We start from the raw sequence: 16,874 nt of genomic DNA on the forward strand, positions 1-16,874 counted from the left end.
TTTTACACGATAACAGCGAATGGAAGGTTGTTCTGTCATCGTAGTATCAGTGTAAATAATCTTTAGTTCAACTTATGTAGTCTATAAGCAAAGGAAGAGGATAAATGATGAGAGCAGCTCAAATACAGAAATACTCTAAAAAAATCCAGGTGGAAATTAATGATATTGCGACACCTCAGATCCAGAGCCATGAGGTTCTTGTCAGAGTAAAAGCAGCGGGTGTAAATCCACTGGATATCTTGAATATGAATGGCAGTGTTCGGATGATTGCCGACTATACGTTACCTTTAACTTTAGGGAATGAATTATCGGGTGTCATTGAAGCTGTCGGTGATGATGTTTTGAATTTTAAAGTGGGTGATAAGGTTTATACAAGGTTACCTCTGAATAAAATTGGTGCTTTTGCTGAATATGCGGCTGTACATGAGGATGCTTTATCCATGATGCCTGAAAATCTGTCTTTTATCGAAGCTGCTGCAGTACCCCTTACTGCCTTGACCGCGTATCAAGCATTGCATGATGTGCTCCGAGCGGAATCGAATAAAAAGTTGTTTATTCCTGGCGGAACCGGGGGATTCGGTGCGATGGCTATCCCGATTGCCAAGTCTATGGGATTAACGGTGATTACAAGTGGCAGTGAAAGGGGCAGAGCACGTAGTTTATCTATTGGAGCAGATCAATTCATTGATTATAAGACCGAGCACTATGCTGATATTCTGTCCAATATTGATTATGTGATCGACACCTTGGGTGCGGACGAGATCAAAGCTGAACTGAGCATTTTGAAACCACAGGGGAAATTAGTCTCTTTGAAGGCAGGACCCAATTATCGCTTTGCAGTGGACAGTCAATTCCCGTTGTGGAAAAGAGCATTGTTTGGTCTCGTAGGTGCACGCCTGGATTCTTTAGCGCGTAAGAATCAAAATGAATATCGTTTTTTATTTGTGCATTCCAGTGGGATCCAATTGCAAGAAATCACTTCTCTTGTAGAAAAAGAAGACATTAAACCTTCGATCGATTCTACGTATACGTTTGATGACATTGAAAAGGCATTGATTAAAGTGTCCACGGGTCACTCCCAGGGCAAAGTCATTGTTACCTTTTAAGGGCTCGTTAAGATCATCCTTATGCTATTCAATGTTTGTTTTCTGAACAGGAGGGAAGCCAATGGCGAGAAGCAAAGAGTTCGAAGAGTCTGTTGTACTGGATAAAGCGATGAGACTTTTTTGGAAACAGGGCTATGAGAAGACGTCTATGACGGATCTGGTTAATCATATGGGAATTCATCGTAAAAGCTTGTATGACACATTTGGTGATAAACATACCTTGTTTCTAAAGTCAGTAGATCTGTATGATCACAAAATCAGCTCCGCTCTTGCAGCAGGCGTAAAGCGTTCTAAAACGGCAACGGAAGCACTTCAGTTTATATTTCTTTCTTTAATTCATGGAGAGGAATCTCCAGCATCAGGCTGCTTCATTGTTAATTCGACGGTAGAATTGGCGGCACGTGATAAAGACATGAACCACCGATCGACGGAGATGTTTGCAAATACGGAGAAACTAATCAAGGACATTATGGTGTGGGGACAACAAGAAGGTGAATTCACAACGGAGTACAACGCCGAGGTATTGGCGGAATATCTGCATAACGTAAGCATTGGGTTAAGGGGGATGGCCAAGACTTCGATGACCAAGGAAAAACTGCTTCGTATAGCGATGCTATCCATGGATCTCATACTAAGGTAGTCTATTTGTTACTATTATAGAATGTTCATTCTAATTGATGTTCCAGATGAAACATATTTTATAGAAAAGAGAGGCAGGTCACGATATGAGAAAGACAGTTCTAATCACAGGGGTATCGGGTGGGATCGGTAAAGAGTTAGCTGATCGGTTTGCCAAAGGTGGACATCATATTGTGCTGGTAGCACGAAGTGAGGGTAAAATACAGGGTCTAGCTCAGGAGTATCGGAAAAAGTATGGCATTCAGGCGACGGTTATTGCCAAAGATGTAGCGGCGCCTGGGGTACCACAGGAGATTTATAGTGAGCTGAAAGAAAAGGGCATTGTTGTTGACTATCTTGTCAATAATGCAGGCTTCGGTCTGTTCGGGACGTTTATGGAAACGGATATGGAACAAGAAGTCAATATGATCGATGTGAATATAACGGCTTTAACCGTCATGACAAAACTGTTCTTGCCGGGGATGATCGAACGTGGGCACGGCGGCGTGATGAATGTGGCTTCGTTGGTAGGCTTTTTCCCTGGACCGATGATGTCAGTGTATTATGCGACCAAGGCATACGTGCTATCGTTCACTGAGGCTTTGGAGAATGAAGTAAGCGGAACTGGGGTTACGGTGACAGCACTGTGCCCAGGCCTGACATCTACCGGATTTGTGGATCGTTCGGGTATGGGTGTCTCGAAGATGTTGCAAGGCCCAATCATGGAAGCTGGACAGGTGGCGCAAGAAGGGTATCAAGGCTTCTTGCGTGGCAAGACATTAATTATGCCTGGTGCTCGGAACCGATTCATCGCGTTTATGCCGCGGTTGTTGCCGCGTAAGATGATGACTCGCATAATTAGATTCTCACAGGACAAGACAGGACATTAAACATATAAAGAGGATAAATCAAGTCTTCCTCAAGTCGATCGTTACACGTTGTCCTTCATCTTGTCTTTTACGACAAACATATACAAAAACAGGAGGGAAGCTGAAGGGCACAAATTGAATTTTCTCCATCTCAAATAACTCAGCTAATTGTTTCCTCATATGAAGGGAGTACTGGTATAAAACTAACGTGCCTCCAGGTCGGAGCGCTGTATGGATCTGTGACAGGATATTTTGTCTCATTTCTCTGGAAAAATTAAAAAAGGGCAGTCCGCAAACGATGCTATCCAACTGATGGATATATTCTTGATTGATCCTTTTTAATAGATAGGATGCATTGGAATGGAACATGAATTCAGAATATGTTTTCTTCAGATTACTTCTCATTTTGGGGTCTCTTTCAAATAAAAACACGGTTGCAGATTTCGGTAAATGTGCTCTCATGAGACGTGTGACGGCCCCTGTTCCTGGCCCCAGCTCAGCAATGGTTCTTACCTCATCCCATCGTACAGACTGGACAATTTTCTTAGCCAAAAATTTGGAGCTGGGCAGGAGACTGCCTACTCGTTTGGGGTTCCTCAGAAATCCTTGCAGGAAAAGAAGTGGTTCGGATGTTTTCATCGCGGTATCCTCCATTATCAATGCTATTGATGTTTCACTGAATGTTAGAAGGCAAGCTTAGTTGGAATATAAATACGTTACGCGTATGTTTTAGTGTTAAAGTCCCCTGATGTAAATCCGCAATGTTTCTCGCAATAGAAAGTCCCAGACCAGATCCTGATTGAATACCTTCGCTATTCCTCGAATAATCCACCTTATAAAAGCGATCAAACAGTCTGTTTTTTTGTTCTATCGTTAGTGGTATGCCTTTATTCTCTACTTCAATGGTAACGTGATTATGCTGCACACTCATTCGAACATGAATCGTGCCCGGTTTAAAGGAATACTTTAGTGCATTCATGAGGAGATTGTCGATAGCTCGAGCGATCTTATCACTATCCAGGGAAACCATGATTGGAGCATTACCGAGTTTTTTTTCAATACGAATCCCATGCTCCTGAGCTAAAGGTTCGAATTCAAACAACAATTGGTCCAATAGCTGACAGAGGTCAACATTTTTCAAATCCAATCGGGTGTTCACTTCGTTAAGACGCGTATATTCAAATAAATCATCGAGTAACTTCTTCAAATGCGTTGCTTTGTTATAGGTGTTTTGTATGAAACGGTCATACTCCGCTTTGTCTTGAAATGATTCTGATTTGAGAAGCTCAATATAGCCAATTATGCTGGTAAGCGGTGTACGCAGGTCATGTGAGATGCCAGTGATTAGGTCCATCTTGGATTGCTCCAATTCACGTTCTTTAGCAATCTGTTGCTTTAACTGTTCTGTCATGTGATTAATGTTGGAAGCGACGCGCCCAAGTTCATCTTGTCGATTAACGGGCACCCTGTAATTCAAATTTCCTTCAGATATGATTTGAAGCCCTTGTTCTAATGTAATGAGATCTCTCACAATTTTTCGTGTGGAAAACAAAAAAATTAATGTGAAAATTACGATGAAGATTGGTGTTAGAACGTAAGGAAAGATGTAGAGAAGCGAAGGCCAATTAAATCTTTCACTAATTTTTGCGGCAGCTATGATTAACATATTATTTACACCCACAGAGCCAACAAACGAAATCAATAAACTGATCAACATTTGATATAGGATGTTAATCTGTATCTTTTTTTTAAACTGTGGTAATCGTTTAATCAATTTTATATCCCACTCCCCATACCGTTTTAATGTACTGAGGTTCCCGCGGATTTACTTCCAATTTCTCTCGCAGATTACGAATGTGGACCATCACCGTATTATCCGAATACCCGTAAGGTTCTTTCCATACAGTTTCGTAAATTTTCTCGGAGCTAAATACTTGTCCAGGATGGCTGGCAAGCAGCACCAGAATGGAAAACTCTAATGGTGTAAGCGAAATGTCATTATCTTTGAGCTTCACAGAATGTTTACTTGTATCAATGACAAGGTCCTTGATCAGGATAAGTGAATTGAATTCGGCTTTGCCAATCAGGGTTTGACGTCGTAACTGAGCTTTAACGCGAGCCAGTAACTCTAATGGATTAAACGGTTTGACCATATAATCATCAGCCCCGGTAGTCAGGCCCGTGATTTTATCAATGTCTTCTTCCTTGGCGGATAGCATTATAATCGGAGTGGCTGATACTTCTCTTATTTTGAAGCAGGCTTTAATTCCATCCATAATGGGCATCATAACATCCAGAATAACGAGTTGAACCGATGTTGTTTTGATAATATTTAGCGCTTCCTCACCATTGGCTGCTTCAATGACATGATATCCTTCGTTACGTAAATAGACATGAATGACATCCCGGATATCGGGTTCATCATCAACAACGAGAACGGTATTCATAATTCAACACTCCTTAAAAATTAGGATAACATCAGTGTAAACGATCGTCTGGAATGTTTAAATTGTTTCCTTTTTGCGACAGACATAAACGAACGCAGGTGGGATATTCAAAGGCACTAATTCTATTTTTTCGATGATAAAGTGTTCGGATAATGTTTTTTTCATTTGAAGTGAATATTGAAAGGCGATGAATAACCCTCCAGGTTTGAGTGCCTTATAGATCTGGTCTACCAACGTATTTCTTAATTCAGGCTCAAAGTTGAAGAAGGGCAGTCCGCTAAAAATGTAATCCAGTTGCTGAACGCCCTCTTGATTCATGGATTCTACCAATCGAGCAGCGTCTGGATAACAGGAGAACTCCGGGTATGCCGTCTGAAGAGTATTCCTCATCGTTTCGTTCATCTCAAACAATAGGACTTTGGTGGAATCGTGTACTTGTTGATGAATATAACGAGTGATCGGACCTGTACCCGATCCAAGCTCGGCGACAGCTTTTGCCTCTAGCCAAGAGGCTTGCTTCACCATTTTGCTGGCGAGAAACCGGGAACTGGGTATGATACTGCCGACATGTTTAGGGCTTTGCAGAAAGCTTTTCAAAAATAAAACAGGTTCATTGGAATTCATAGGGTTCCTCCATAATGTGATGGTATGTTATCCAAACCAGTTAGAAATGTAATAAATGAAGCGTAGATAGAATGGGGCCACCGAAGTGAATTCCCGCTGTAAAATACGTTATGGTCCATAACAAAGCACTGGAATAGGAGATAAGAGCAAATTTTCTATACTGCACGCCACTGAGTCCCATCACCAAAGGGAGAACATACCGCACGATTGGAATGAACAAACCGACGCACATCGCCCAATTGCCACTTTTATTCAGAATCAGTTCAGCCTTAACGAAGTGTCTATGATGTTGAAATCTGTGTTTTATCTTGGTTCCAAATAACTTCCCTGCAAAATAAGCAAAGGTAATGGCCGTTAATAGTCCTGATAAAATACAGAAGTATGTGATCCATGAATTGATAACTCCTGTATGACTCAAAATGGCACCGCTGATAATCGTGATTTCATTTGGGATTGGAATACCGAAAGGCCCTAATGAGAAGGCAAAATAAAAAATCAGATAACCATACTGATGAAGTAGCTCTAAGATCGTATTACTGATCATTGTTTTGCCTCCTCTCTTGTTGATATAGCAATCTTAATTAAAAAAACTAAGGAATTAATGAGCATAAATCTAAAGAAAATCTAAAGAATACATAAGCAAAACCAAACTGCGTTCAAGAGAAAAAGCCTTGCCAACTTACTAGCAAGACTTGAACAGGTAGAACTATTCAGAAGCGGTGATCAAGTGATATGAATTTCTGAATATCAAATAAAGTTTGCCTCAAAAAGTAACGTATAGGCGAGCTCGAGTTGATTACCTATATCTTTATCTGCAAGGAAGAGGATGATCAAAGAAGAGCCGAGACGTCATAATGACGACTCAGCTCTGTTTTGATGTCCCAGGGGATCAGACTTCTTTGAATCAGCTTATTGTAGGAAGTAGAACCAGTTAAATTTTTTACCAGCAACAAAAAACAAAACAATCCATCCCCATAGAAACAACAAACGTAAAGGTCGTGGAATCAGGAGATATTCTGAGTACAATTTGCTGAAAAGTTTCATTACAGTAGTGACCACCCCTGCTAAGTTACTCCCTTATATCCGCTTTCGAAAGAAAAAGAGACGATAAGATAACCAATATCCCAATAAGTCTGTATACCGTGGCGTAGGCCTCGAAGTAGCTTCTGGCGATTACCAATCCGATGATCGAAATAAGATAATAGCAAAAGACCAAAGGGAATCTTATAACTCAGATGCAGAAACTCCAATTATAACAAAATTAGGTATATTATATCATGATAAACACCAAAGTACCTTTTTGTATCAGATTCAGCCATACCTACTCATTCAATAAATAAATCGAACGATATGATGCTGGCATGCCAATATATAGTGTAAGGAGGAGGGGAATGGATAATGAGTGAACAAGATGAGTACATAGAACTTGTAACGTTAATACGGGCGGGGCATGAAGAAGCATATGGAGAATTATATGAGAAAACAGTGACGGGTGTATATCGGACTGTGCGATTTCTCATTAAGGACGAGTCTGACGCGGAGGATGTGGTACAGGAGATTTACATTCAGGCATATCGATCATTGGCGCGATATGATGCGGAGCGTGCTTTTCGTCCCTGGTTGATGGGGGTGACGATGCGACAGGTTCAGAGTTATCGACGCAAAAGATTGATGCAGTTTCGGTTTGGTAAGCGGATCGAAAAATCTGACGTGGGACTAGAATATGATTTTTCCACTGATCTGGTCAACAAACTGGCAAATCGTCCTCTGCTGGAACAGGTGCGCCGTTTACCGTACAAGCTGCAGCAGGTGGTTACACTTCATTATTTGAATGAATATACGCAAGAGGAGATTGCTGGCATATTGGAGATTCCGCTTGGAACCGTGAAATCGCGCATACATGCGGCGCTGGCGAAGTTAAGACAGAAAGAGAAGATGAATCCAAGATTGCGGGGAAAGGTGGAGGATCTGCATGAAACTCGATGAACAGTTGCGAACAGCCTACCAGGAAGAGACCAAAGACTGGTCCGTTCCTACGAGGATTAAACATAAAATGATGGATGGTATTCGAAATGATTCACACATCAGAAGAAATCGGAAAAAATGGCTGGTCACCGGGCTATTAGCTGTTGTGCTCGTTATTCCCACCGGAGCCTACGCAGGATACACCTATCTCGCAGACGGAATATATGGTTCGCAGGAGAATATCAAAGCTATGGGGGGAACAGCTGAGGATTATATGAGGTTGGAAGCAAAGTTGCAGACGGCCAAGGCCTATTTCAGCGAAGAAGAATTTGTTCAATATATGGACTTGCTGAAGCAATTAGGGCAAATGGCCGTGAAGTATGCCGATTCTCAGGGCAATATTCATCCAGAACAGTGGAGTACAGTGGAGCAGGAGCGATATAACCTTCTTATAGCTGAGCTGGAACCGTTTTTCGAGAAGCTGGAAGCTGTGAGTACTGCTTCACAAAAGGATCCTATGAATGAGCAACAATTCTGGACGGAGCAGTTGGCGCGGGCGGAGGAGATGTTAACTAAAGAGGAGTTTACCGAGTTCAAATCTGTGTATGAACAAATGAAGGCTTATGAAGTGATGGTGGTAGATAAGGATGGAAGCATTCATGATGAGCGCTTGTCAGTGGAACAGAAGGATGATTTGAGGCAATTAAGAGAGCGATTTATTCCGTATTTGGAGAAGTTGGGGCTTGATGTGCGGTGAAGCAAGTGAAATCGGTTTGTACGAGAAGAAGCGGAGAATTGAATTCTTTCGCTTCTTTCTTGTTGTTGTGATCCATTACTTCCTACCCTGCACCTTCAGCCGATATTGATGTGGTGTAGAGCCGGTGGTAGTACGGAATACTTTGCAAAAGTAGGAGGGGCTGACCATACCGACACGGTGACCGATTTCGGGAACGGTGAGCGAGGAACGGGTGAGCAACACGCAGGCATGACGGATGCGGGTAGCTTGAGCATAAGCAACAATCGTGGTGCCGGTCGCTTTTTTGAATACATGAGATAGATGATAGGGGGACAGATGAAGTGTATCTGCGATATGCTCCAAACGAAAAGGCTCTTGGTAATGTTGCTCAATCCATTGCATGATGGCTTCGGCATGAGGATGAAGAACGGTAGCACTGGACGAAAGTACATCTTGGGAGCGGCTTTGCTGCCCGTCCTGCCACAGATAGCGAAGTTGTGCGAGCAGATCCAATAAAAAGAGGCGTGTATCCTCCTCTATTACGTGGGGAAGGAGAGCTGGATACGTATCTGCATATTGTTCCATTCGTTGAACGAGTGGGGATGTGGCAGCAAGTCGGATGGGCTGAATGGGGGACTGCTCTTCCAGCAGATCCTGTATGAAGTCGTGAGTAACGATAAATTGGGACCAATGTGCCTTCAGTAGATCAAGTTCAACCATGAGTACATTTCGAATGAAAGGCTGCTGTCTGGATACTTGAATCTGGATGTGATGCAATTGAAAAGGTCGAAAAATCATGAGCATACCGGGTTCAAGGGAGAAAACCTGACCTTCGGTTATCAACTGCCCATATCCTTCGTGAATATAGGTTATCTCCAGCTGCGAATGAGCATGGAACACTTCGCGAGACGTAGTATTGGATGTACGACGACAGACCAGATTAAATTGTTCTCCCAGAAAGATGGACTTCATGAATGCCTCCCTTATCATGCGCAAGATAGTTTTATTTTAGCACAAGATGAACGCATAAAAGCGCTTTATTATTGTGTATTGTGAAGGGAATAAGGGAGGTATGCAATGATGTTAAAAGTGGCGATTATCGGAGCAGGTGCAATTAGTGGAGCACATATCTCAGCATATTTGGCGTTCCCTGAGCGATGTCAGATTGTTGCTGTGGTCGATATGTACGTGGATAAGGCAGAGAAGCGAATTAACGAATATGGACTGGAAGGTGCACAAGCCGTTACGGATTATACAGAGTTACTTGCTCAAAATATTGATCTGGTATCAGTCTGTACGCCGCCGTATACACATGCTTCAATTGCGTGTGATTTCATGCAAGCAGGTGCGCATGTGTTGGTTGAAAAACCGATGGCCTCATCCCTGGAGGAAGCGGATCTGATGTTGAGAGCAGCGCAAGAAAGTGGCAAGCTACTATCCGTAGTAGCACAGAATCGGTTTACGACACCGATGATGAAGCTGAAAGGTGTGCTGGACAGTAAACGGATGGGACCGATTGTACATGTGCAGGTTGATTCGTTCTGGTGGCGGGGCCACAATTATTATGATCTGTGGTGGCGCGGGACATGGGAAAAAGAAGGCGGAGGTTGTACCCTTAATCATGCGGTGCATCATATTGATGCCATGCTCTGGATGATGGGACCTCCAGTGGAATTACAGGCGATGATGGCAAATACGGCACATGATAATGCCGAAGTTGAGGATATATCCATGGCGATGCTTCGCTTCCAGGAAGGGGCGCTTGGCATAATTACCAGTTCCGTCGTACATCACGGAGAGGATCAGCAGTTAATTTTTCAGGGCAAAGAAGCCCGGGTATCTGCACCTTGGAAAGTCGTTGCTTCTACCGCGCGGAATAACGGATTTCCGGAACCGAATCGAGAGTTGGAACAACAGATTCAGAAGCTCGCTGACGAATTACCGGATGTTATTCATGTCGGTCACGCTGGGCAAGTTGAGGATGTGTTAAATGCTATTGAGACAGGATCTCCCCTTCTGGTGGATGGCCAAAGTGGTCGGAATACGCTTGAACTGATTGTGGGTATCTATAAGTCGGCAAGTACGGGAGAAAAGGTTGTTTTTCCACTAGGGGCGGAAGATGAGTTTTACACAAGAGAAGGAATTATGCAACATGCCGTACACTTTTATGAAAAAAAGACGACGGTGGACAACTTCGAGGATACGAGTATTACACTCGGGAGCAAGTTGGATTCGTAGTGTTTTCCGTGAAAAGGATGCCCCTCACATAAGTGAGGATGGGCATCTTTTTTTGTACTAGGTCGATTACACCTACATCACCATAAAAAATCAATACACTTGGTTTTTCCATCCATATAACTCGTATTCGCTTCAAGATCATAATCTCCATAGTCAGGGATTGGATCAACAGAAAGAGGGTGCAAATGTATCGCTTTCACAGTTAGCGGATTCACGTCATTTTAGACACTTGGAGAAGATGATGTGGTGGATTGAAAAGCATTTGGATTATGAGATCAGATTGGGCAAGATGGCGGCAGATGTTCACCTGTCCAAATCGTATGTTTCCGCATTTTTCATCAAGAGACAGGTAGCAGCATTACGGATTACGTCACAGCTCGAAGGTTGAAGCAGGACTACTTACGCCTTGATATATAATAACATTTTCGGTGGAGGAGATTAGCAGACGTGCCAGATTTCCGAACGGATGTATTTCATCCAGTTATTTCGCAAATCTGCCGGGACGAGCCCGTTGTATTATCGGCAAAAGTTTGAACGGTGCAACACAAGCATTATTTTAGTTTGCAAAATAATAGCGTTATTACGTCTCTATATACACAATTAGTATTTACCGTTTGAAGTAAATAAATCCCGGCTGTGGATTGCACTAGCCAGTTGCTAAATGCGATACTCACCTCCGGGATGCACATCGGTAACCTTCAAGCTAAATCAACATTAAGGATTCCTCAAGCTGTTACAGCCACTTATCAGCCCAACGTTCCACGGCGCTTAGCGCTCTCCCCAGTTCCGTGCCTTTTCGTGACAACATATATTCAGTTCGAACTGGACGTTCCGTGACCACATGGCGAACCACAAGTCCTTCTTCCTCCAATTCCTTCATTCGCTCATTTAACACACGTTTGCTCAAGTCAGGGATATAAGCGTGAATCTCACTGAAGCGTTTGGGCTCCTCCATCAACGCATGGATAATGAGGGCTACCCATTTTCGGCCAATGATCTGATAAGATTGTTCCACTTTTGTGCATATTTGCTTGGCATTCTCATCATCGCTCATGATTGTACTCCTTTGATTTAGTATTGCTTGTAATATCATTAGTATACTTATTGTAACCTACTTGTCCACAGGCCATATGTGTAAAATGTCACATACCAATTGTTCTTAATGTTACCACATAAAGCGTTATCATCAAATAAAAACCCTATAAACACTGGAGTTCACAGGTTCGACACGATTATTGACGAATTGTGACGACAGGTGTAATATGGGTAACGTTAATTCAAATGGTTACAATTTATAACCTAAACACAGGTTGTGGAGAGAAGGAATGTTCCATGGTTGAATTCAGGCGTGTTATATAAACGGAGGCAAGGCGGGGAACACACCCACTTATTCCGTCTTTTGTCATGCTTGGATTTGAACATTTTGCAACATCATATACTATACTGCACAGATCACAGGAGGCACTCCAATGGATGCAATGACATTTGTCCTGTTCGGGGCAACAGGCGATTTAGCCAAACGCAAGATTTACCCTGCATTATATAACTTGTACATGGATCAGAAAATGCCGAAATCCTTCTCCGTTATCGGATTGGGACGACGTGAATTGTCGGATACGGACTTCCAGGCGAATGTTGAAAAGTCACTGCATGAATTCTCACGTCAGACGCCGGAAGAAGCATCTCAGGTTCGTGATTTCATTGGAGCTTTCCGTTATTGTTCTTTAAATAATACGAAGCTTGAAGATTACACCAAACTGTTGGAACTGGTTCAACAGCGTGAACAAGAGCTTAACATTCCTGAAAACCGCATGTTCTACATGTCGGTGGCACCGGAATTCTTTGAGCCAATCGCACTGAACATTCAAGAAAGTGGCCTGGGTAACACCAAAGGCTGGAAGAAACTGATTATCGAAAAACCATTCGGACACGACCTGCAATCAGCTCGTGATTTGAACGAAAAACTAAGCAATACCTTTGCGGAAGAAGAAATCTATCGCATTGACCATTTCCTCGGTAAACCGATGGTTCAAAATATTGAGACGCTCACCTATGCGAATCCGGTGATTCAAGCGTTGTGGTCTAACCGTTATATTGCCAATGTACAGATTACGGCAAGTGAGACGGTGGGTGTTGAAGAACGTGCCGCGTATTACGACCAAAGTGGTGCCCTTCGTGACATGTTCCAAAACCACATGCTTCAGTTGCTGATGATGATTGGTTTGCATTTGCCAAAACGCTGCACACCGGAAGAGATTCAATTCAAAAAACAAAAGATTGCTGAAGCGCTTCGTCCTTTGACAAAAGAAAACGTCGCTTCTGAAGTTGTTCGTGCGCAATATGCTGCAGGCGAGCTTCAAGGTGCTTCGGTTGTTGGATATCTGGACGAGCCTGGCATTCCAGCCGGATCTCAGAACGAGACCTATGTTGCCGCAAGACTTTGGATCGATGATCCATTCTGGAGCGAGGTTCCATTTTATATTCGTACAGGTAAACGCCTGGCTGAGAAATCCACCCGAATCGTTGTTGAGTTCAAGGCTCCACTGAAGACCGGTCATGAATCCGAAAATACAACGGAACCTAACCTGCTGACGATTGAAATTGGTCCGGGAGAAAGCATCTCGCTTCAATTAAATGCGAAGAATCCATTGAACCATGGTGAAGTGGAACCCATGCATATGACCTTCAACTCAGGTAAACGTAACATCCCAGAAGCTTACGAGAATCTGATCTTTGATGCGATGCGTGGAGATTCCACCTTCTTTGCACACTGGAACGAAGTGGAGCTGGCATGGCAATGGGTACAACCGATTCAGGAAGCATTCGAAGCGGGCAGCGTGCCACTGGATACGTACAGTGCAGGTTCGCATGGACCAGAGTCAGCAGATCGTCTGACCGTAGCAGACGGCTACCGTTGGTGGTAAGTGAAACGAAAAAGTGAGCACAAGAGAACAGAATAGTAAAGACAACAGTACAATCAGTTCTGCTCACAATGAACATTTTGCACAAACCAAATGGCGTCTTTTAAGTCAGCAGGATATAGAAGGAAATGTTTTATTTCCCTAGAGCTTGTACTCAGAAGCGAGTTGTATCGAAGTTGCAAATTGCTGATATATACAGTATCTATTACGAACTATACCGTTCCAATTTTGCATAAGCCCTTCCGGTTATGTGGCCGGAAGGCCGTGAAAATTTTTGAATATAGATTAGCGGACGCACTGAATTTTTTGCCTAAGTAGCGATGTAGTGTAGGGTACGGAATCGATTCTGTAGAAGCAAAGCGTTCGCCTTTGTATCCAAATTTCATCAATTTAAAGGTTGATGAAAAGAAATTTGGCTACAACAGCGATCGAAAGAACGAGCCGTAACCGGAACGGTTGCTGCAAAACGGGAATGTAGTCTGGCGCTCTGCAACAAAAATGAAATTTAAACATTGTTCATAACAGGAGGATTTTGAAATGAAACTTGGACTTGTCGGATTAGGAAAAATGGGATTGAACCTGGGTAGAAACCTGATTGATCACAAACACGAAGTGGTTGCTTTTGACCTGAACGCTGATGCAGTAAATGAAATGAAAGAATACGGCGCTGAAGGCGTATCTTCTTACGCAGAGATGGTGGCTTCGCTCGAATCCCCACGTGTATTGTGGATCATGGTTCCCCACAACGTGGTAGACGCTGTATTGGCTGAAGTTAGCCCATTGTTGTCCAAAGGCGACATCATTATTGAAGCGGGTAACTCCCACTACAAAGAATCCATTCGTCGCTACGAAGAGATGAAACCTAAAGGCATTCATTACATGGATGCAGGTACATCTGGCGGTATGGAAGGCGCACGTAATGGAGCATGTTATATGATCGGTGGAGACCCGGAAGCTTGGGCAATCGTTGAACCGGCATTCAAAGACACTTCCGTAGAGAACGGCTACCTGTATGCAGGTAAAGCGGGCAGCGGTCACTTCCTCAAAATGGTTCACAATGGTATCGAGTACGGTATGATGGCATCCATCGGTGAAGGTTTTGACGTATTGGAGAAAAGTGGATTTGATTTCGACTTCGAACAAGTGGCTCGCGTATGGAACAACGGTTCGGTTATCCGCTCTTGGCTGATGGAACTGACAGAACGTGCCTTCTCCAAGGATGCAAACCTCGACGAAATTAAAGGTGTAATGCACTCTTCCGGCGAAGGACGCTGGACGGTAGAAACGGCATTTGACCTTCAAACCGCTACACCGGTTATCGCTTTGTCCTTGTTGATGCGTTATCGTTCCCTGGAAACAGATACATTCACAGGTAAAGTGGTAGCAGCATTGCGTAACGAATTTGGCGGTCACGCTGTAGAGAAAAATTAATTTTATATATAACTGTTAACATATGATGAGAATCGGGTAATGACTTATATCGTGTTTACGAATTCATCAAGTGGAGGTAACATATCATGAAATTTTTCTTAGATACAGGGAATGTGGAAGAAATCAAACGGATCGAACGTCTGGGTCTGGTGGATGGAGTCACGACTAACCCGTCTTTGATTGCCAAAGAAGGTCGCGTATTTAAAGAAGTCATTCAGGAGATCTGTGGCGTTGTTAAAGGCCCGGTCAGTGCTGAAGTCATCGGTCTCAAAGCCGAGGATATGTTGAAGGAAGCTTATGAAATTGCAGAATGGGCACCGAATGTAGTCATTAAATTGCCGATGACCGAAGATGGGTTGTACGCTTGTCATGAGTTGACGCAAAAAGGGATTAAAACCAATGTAACGCTGATTTTCTCCGCAGCACAGGGCCTGATGGCGGCGAAAGCCGGTGCAACCTACATCAGTCCATTCGTTGGTCGCTTGGACGATATTGCGGTGGATGGTATGAAATTGATTCGTGATCTGCGTCTTATTCTGGACATGTATGATCTGCCTTCCGAGATTATCGCAGCAAGCATTCGCAATATCAAACATGTAGAGGATGCAGCCCTTTCCGGTGCGCATATTGCCACCATTCCGGGTTCGCTTCTGCCGACACTTTGGAAACACCCACTGACGGACAGCGGAATTGAACGTTTCCTGAAAGACTGGGAATCTGTTCCAAAATAAAAGGATAGACATGGCCTGAATCTTCGGGTGATCTGAACATAAAACCTTTCGCCCTGCAGAGTAATCTGCGGGTGAAAGGTTTTTTTTATCTCTATTTATGTAGTTTCCGATTCGAGGTTAGTTTAGCCAATGAGGAGTACTTGTCCCTTTAATGTTGTTGTTACTTTCTATCCAGTGTCCATGTACTGTCCTTCTTTTTCGGGACAACGGTGCATAAGGTTAACATATAGCCTATAGCTCATCCCGTAGGGGAGGGACACTTCGATGATGAGAAGAAAATGGCGAAGTCGGAGACGCCGTAAGCCGCCAAGCGGCAAAAGCAAAATGTGGTTGATCATTTTATTGGTCACCGCGTTTTGTTTGATGCAGGGCTTTGCTTATGTGGATAAGAAAATGAAGCCACCCATCATGCACTTGGCCAAGATCAGAGTGAAGCAGATTGCGACTGAAGCGATTAACAAGGCGATTACAGCACAGGTTGCCGATGGCAAAACCAACGAAGGACTGATTGACTGGAAGACGGATACCGCCGGGAAAGTGTCCGGTTTCATGCTGAACTACAATGAGCATATGCGAATCACTGCAAGTACGATGAATATTGTGCAATCCACGCTGCAGAATGTACACATGTTAAAAGAAAAAATCCCACTGGGGCAGGCGTTGGGCAGTCCGGTGTTGGCTTCATTTGGCCCGAGTATACCGGTTCGTATTGAGCCCCAAGGTGCTGTCAAAGTGGATCTGAACACCCGTCAACAGAATGCGGGTATTAACATGATTTTGGTGGAAGTGTACATTCACATCATTGCTGAGGTCGCGGTCGTGGTGCCCTTCGACATGGAACCCGAAACGGTCGATACCGAAATCCCGATTTCCTACCTTTTGGTTGTGGGGGATGTGCCAATGTATTATTACGATAATCAGGGCAAGCCAGTGGGCAGTAACGGCAGTAATGCCCCAGCTATTGCGCTACCATCAGGTCATACGGGTGTATCAAGCGGTAATGGAGTAACTACGAATCCCCCTAGCCAGAATCAGCAACAGACGCCGTCAGACCATTTGCAAGGGAATGAACTTGAAATTGAGCCGGATGATCTGCCTGATGTGAATGGGGGATTACAGCTCAACAAGGACGCGCACCCATGATACACACAAATTTGAATTGCAAAGCAAAGAAAGGGGCCTCTATTA

18 protein-coding genes are annotated in these 16,874 nt (G+C 43.5%); 11 read left to right on the forward strand and 7 right to left on the reverse strand.

Annotated features, from left to right (window positions below):
* The first annotated feature begins 107 nt into the window (after window positions 1–107).
* The 3 genes from C161_RS23805 to C161_RS23815 all read left to right on the forward strand — a co-directional run bounded on the left by C161_RS23805 (window position 108) and on the right by C161_RS23815 (window position 2,614).
* Window positions 108–1,106 carry an NADP-dependent oxidoreductase gene (locus C161_RS23805; RefSeq protein ID WP_036673265.1) on the forward strand — a complete coding sequence of 333 codons (999 nt, stop codon included), beginning with the start codon at window positions 108–110 and terminating at the stop codon, window positions 1,104–1,106.
* Between the two features lie 61 nt (window positions 1,107–1,167).
* Complete coding sequence (locus C161_RS23810; protein ID WP_036673267.1) at window positions 1,168–1,746, forward strand: TetR/AcrR family transcriptional regulator; 579 nt, start codon at window positions 1,168–1,170, stop codon at window positions 1,744–1,746.
* Window positions 1,747–1,831: 85 nt separating this feature from the next.
* Window positions 1,832–2,614: an SDR family NAD(P)-dependent oxidoreductase gene (locus C161_RS23815; RefSeq protein ID WP_036673268.1), complete on the forward strand. Its 783-nt coding sequence runs from the start codon at window positions 1,832–1,834 to the stop codon at window positions 2,612–2,614.
* Between the two features lie 18 nt (window positions 2,615–2,632).
* Here C161_RS23815 and C161_RS23820 read toward each other — a convergent pair whose 3' ends face one another.
* Genes C161_RS23820 through C161_RS23840 form a run of 5 tightly spaced genes read right to left on the reverse strand, consistent with a single transcriptional unit; the run spans window position 2,633 to window position 6,208 of the window.
* Window positions 2,633–3,247 carry a class I SAM-dependent methyltransferase gene (locus tag C161_RS23820; protein ID WP_084650480.1) on the reverse strand — a complete coding sequence of 205 codons (615 nt, stop codon included), beginning with the start codon at window positions 3,245–3,247 and terminating at the stop codon, window positions 2,633–2,635.
* A 19-nt stretch (window positions 3,248–3,266) separates the two neighbouring features.
* A complete protein-coding gene (locus C161_RS23825; RefSeq protein WP_084650481.1) occupies window positions 3,267–4,310 on the reverse strand; it encodes a sensor histidine kinase in 1,044 nt (347 codons plus the stop codon).
* A gap of 49 nt (window positions 4,311–4,359) precedes the next feature.
* Window positions 4,360–5,040, reverse strand: coding sequence for a response regulator transcription factor (locus C161_RS23830; protein WP_036673274.1), 681 nt, complete (start codon window positions 5,038–5,040; stop codon window positions 4,360–4,362).
* 57 nt (window positions 5,041–5,097) lie between these two features.
* A complete protein-coding gene (locus tag C161_RS23835) occupies window positions 5,098–5,664 on the reverse strand; it encodes a class I SAM-dependent methyltransferase (RefSeq protein ID WP_036673276.1) in 567 nt (188 codons plus the stop codon).
* A gap of 40 nt (window positions 5,665–5,704) precedes the next feature.
* Window positions 5,705–6,208, reverse strand: coding sequence for a DedA family protein (locus C161_RS23840; protein ID WP_036673279.1), 504 nt, complete (start codon window positions 6,206–6,208; stop codon window positions 5,705–5,707).
* Window positions 6,209–7,062: 854 nt separating this feature from the next.
* Here C161_RS23840 and C161_RS23845 point away from each other — a divergent pair.
* The gene (locus C161_RS23845) at window positions 7,063–7,650 is read left to right on the forward strand and encodes a sigma-70 family RNA polymerase sigma factor (protein WP_036673282.1); all 588 of its coding nucleotides are present in this window, start codon (window positions 7,063–7,065) and stop codon (window positions 7,648–7,650) included.
* Window positions 7,637–8,386, forward strand: a complete 750-nt coding sequence (locus C161_RS23850; protein ID WP_036673285.1) for a DUF3600 domain-containing protein — start codon at window positions 7,637–7,639, stop codon at window positions 8,384–8,386. The genes C161_RS23845 and C161_RS23850 overlap by 14 nt, the downstream gene beginning before the upstream one ends.
* A 75-nt stretch (window positions 8,387–8,461) precedes the next feature.
* On the opposite strand, the gene C161_RS23855 is transcribed toward C161_RS23850, so the two are convergent.
* Window positions 8,462–9,337 carry an AraC family transcriptional regulator gene (locus tag C161_RS23855; protein ID WP_036673286.1) on the reverse strand — a complete coding sequence of 292 codons (876 nt, stop codon included), beginning with the start codon at window positions 9,335–9,337 and terminating at the stop codon, window positions 8,462–8,464.
* Window positions 9,338–9,445: 108 nt separating this feature from the next.
* On the opposite strand from C161_RS23855, the gene C161_RS23860 reads away from it, so the two are divergent.
* Together C161_RS23860 and C161_RS32460 are read left to right on the forward strand one after the other, a co-directional pair.
* On the forward strand, window positions 9,446–10,603 hold the full coding sequence (locus C161_RS23860; RefSeq protein ID WP_036673556.1) for a Gfo/Idh/MocA family protein: 1,158 nt from the start codon (window positions 9,446–9,448) through the stop codon (window positions 10,601–10,603).
* 229 nt (window positions 10,604–10,832) lie between these two features.
* A complete protein-coding gene (locus C161_RS32460) occupies window positions 10,833–10,991 on the forward strand; it encodes a hypothetical protein (RefSeq protein ID WP_235193915.1) in 159 nt (52 codons plus the stop codon).
* A 345-nt stretch (window positions 10,992–11,336) separates the two neighbouring features.
* On the opposite strand, the gene C161_RS23865 is transcribed toward C161_RS32460, so the two are convergent.
* Complete coding sequence (locus tag C161_RS23865; RefSeq protein WP_036605715.1) at window positions 11,337–11,657, reverse strand: winged helix-turn-helix transcriptional regulator; 321 nt, start codon at window positions 11,655–11,657, stop codon at window positions 11,337–11,339.
* A gap of 415 nt (window positions 11,658–12,072) precedes the next feature.
* Here C161_RS23865 and zwf point away from each other — a divergent pair, with 415 nt between their 5' ends.
* The 4 genes from zwf to yunB all read left to right on the forward strand — a co-directional run bounded on the left by zwf (window position 12,073) and on the right by yunB (window position 16,829).
* Complete coding sequence (zwf, locus tag C161_RS23870; RefSeq protein ID WP_036673289.1) at window positions 12,073–13,527, forward strand: glucose-6-phosphate dehydrogenase; 1,455 nt, start codon at window positions 12,073–12,075, stop codon at window positions 13,525–13,527.
* Window positions 13,528–14,061: 534 nt separating this feature from the next.
* Window positions 14,062–14,955 carry a phosphogluconate dehydrogenase (NAD(+)-dependent, decarboxylating) gene (gnd, locus tag C161_RS23875; RefSeq protein WP_036673291.1) on the forward strand — a complete coding sequence of 298 codons (894 nt, stop codon included), beginning with the start codon at window positions 14,062–14,064 and terminating at the stop codon, window positions 14,953–14,955.
* An 86-nt stretch (window positions 14,956–15,041) separates the two neighbouring features.
* Window positions 15,042–15,686, forward strand: coding sequence for a fructose-6-phosphate aldolase (gene fsa, locus C161_RS23880; RefSeq protein ID WP_036605718.1), 645 nt, complete (start codon window positions 15,042–15,044; stop codon window positions 15,684–15,686).
* A gap of 264 nt (window positions 15,687–15,950) precedes the next feature.
* Window positions 15,951–16,829: a sporulation protein YunB gene (gene yunB / locus C161_RS23885; RefSeq protein ID WP_051449916.1), complete on the forward strand. Its 879-nt coding sequence runs from the start codon at window positions 15,951–15,953 to the stop codon at window positions 16,827–16,829.
* Window positions 16,830–16,874: the final 45 nt, after the last annotated feature.

The sequence above is a fragment of the Paenibacillus sp. FSL R5-192 genome (genome assembly GCF_000517845.1).
GTDB classification, from domain to species: Bacteria; Bacillota; Bacilli; order Paenibacillales; family Paenibacillaceae; genus Paenibacillus; species Paenibacillus amylolyticus.

Bases quoted from the DNA above. Each gene is read 5' to 3' on its own strand.
- yunB (WP_051449916.1), top strand. From the start codon at position 15,951: ATGATGAGAAGAAAATGGCGAAGTCGGAGACGCCGTAAGCCGCCAAGC.
- C161_RS23825 (WP_084650481.1), bottom strand. From the start codon at position 4,310: ATGTTGATCAGTTTATTGATTTCGTTTGTTGGCTCTGTGGGTGTAAAT.
- fsa (WP_036605718.1), top strand. From the start codon at position 15,042: ATGAAATTTTTCTTAGATACAGGGAATGTGGAAGAAATCAAACGGATC.
- C161_RS23860 (WP_036673556.1), top strand. From the start codon at position 9,446: ATGTTAAAAGTGGCGATTATCGGAGCAGGTGCAATTAGTGGAGCACAT.
- C161_RS23840 (WP_036673279.1), bottom strand. From the start codon at position 6,208: ATGATCAGTAATACGATCTTAGAGCTACTTCATCAGTATGGTTATCTG.
- zwf (WP_036673289.1), top strand. From the start codon at position 12,073: ATGGATGCAATGACATTTGTCCTGTTCGGGGCAACAGGCGATTTAGCC.
- C161_RS23810 (WP_036673267.1), top strand. From the start codon at position 1,168: ATGGCGAGAAGCAAAGAGTTCGAAGAGTCTGTTGTACTGGATAAAGCG.
- C161_RS23855 (WP_036673286.1), bottom strand. From the start codon at position 9,337: ATGAAGTCCATCTTTCTGGGAGAACAATTTAATCTGGTCTGTCGTCGT.
- C161_RS23830 (WP_036673274.1), bottom strand. From the start codon at position 5,040: ATGAATACCGTTCTCGTTGTTGATGATGAACCCGATATCCGGGATGTC.
- C161_RS23865 (WP_036605715.1), bottom strand. From the start codon at position 11,657: ATGAGCGATGATGAGAATGCCAAGCAAATATGCACAAAAGTGGAACAA.
- C161_RS23805 (WP_036673265.1), top strand. From the start codon at position 108: ATGAGAGCAGCTCAAATACAGAAATACTCTAAAAAAATCCAGGTGGAA.
- C161_RS23820 (WP_084650480.1), bottom strand. From the start codon at position 3,247: ATGGAGGATACCGCGATGAAAACATCCGAACCACTTCTTTTCCTGCAA.
- C161_RS23835 (WP_036673276.1), bottom strand. From the start codon at position 5,664: ATGAATTCCAATGAACCTGTTTTATTTTTGAAAAGCTTTCTGCAAAGC.
- gnd (WP_036673291.1), top strand. From the start codon at position 14,062: ATGAAACTTGGACTTGTCGGATTAGGAAAAATGGGATTGAACCTGGGT.
- C161_RS23815 (WP_036673268.1), top strand. From the start codon at position 1,832: ATGAGAAAGACAGTTCTAATCACAGGGGTATCGGGTGGGATCGGTAAA.
- C161_RS23845 (WP_036673282.1), top strand. From the start codon at position 7,063: ATGAGTGAACAAGATGAGTACATAGAACTTGTAACGTTAATACGGGCG.
- C161_RS23850 (WP_036673285.1), top strand. From the start codon at position 7,637: ATGAAACTCGATGAACAGTTGCGAACAGCCTACCAGGAAGAGACCAAA.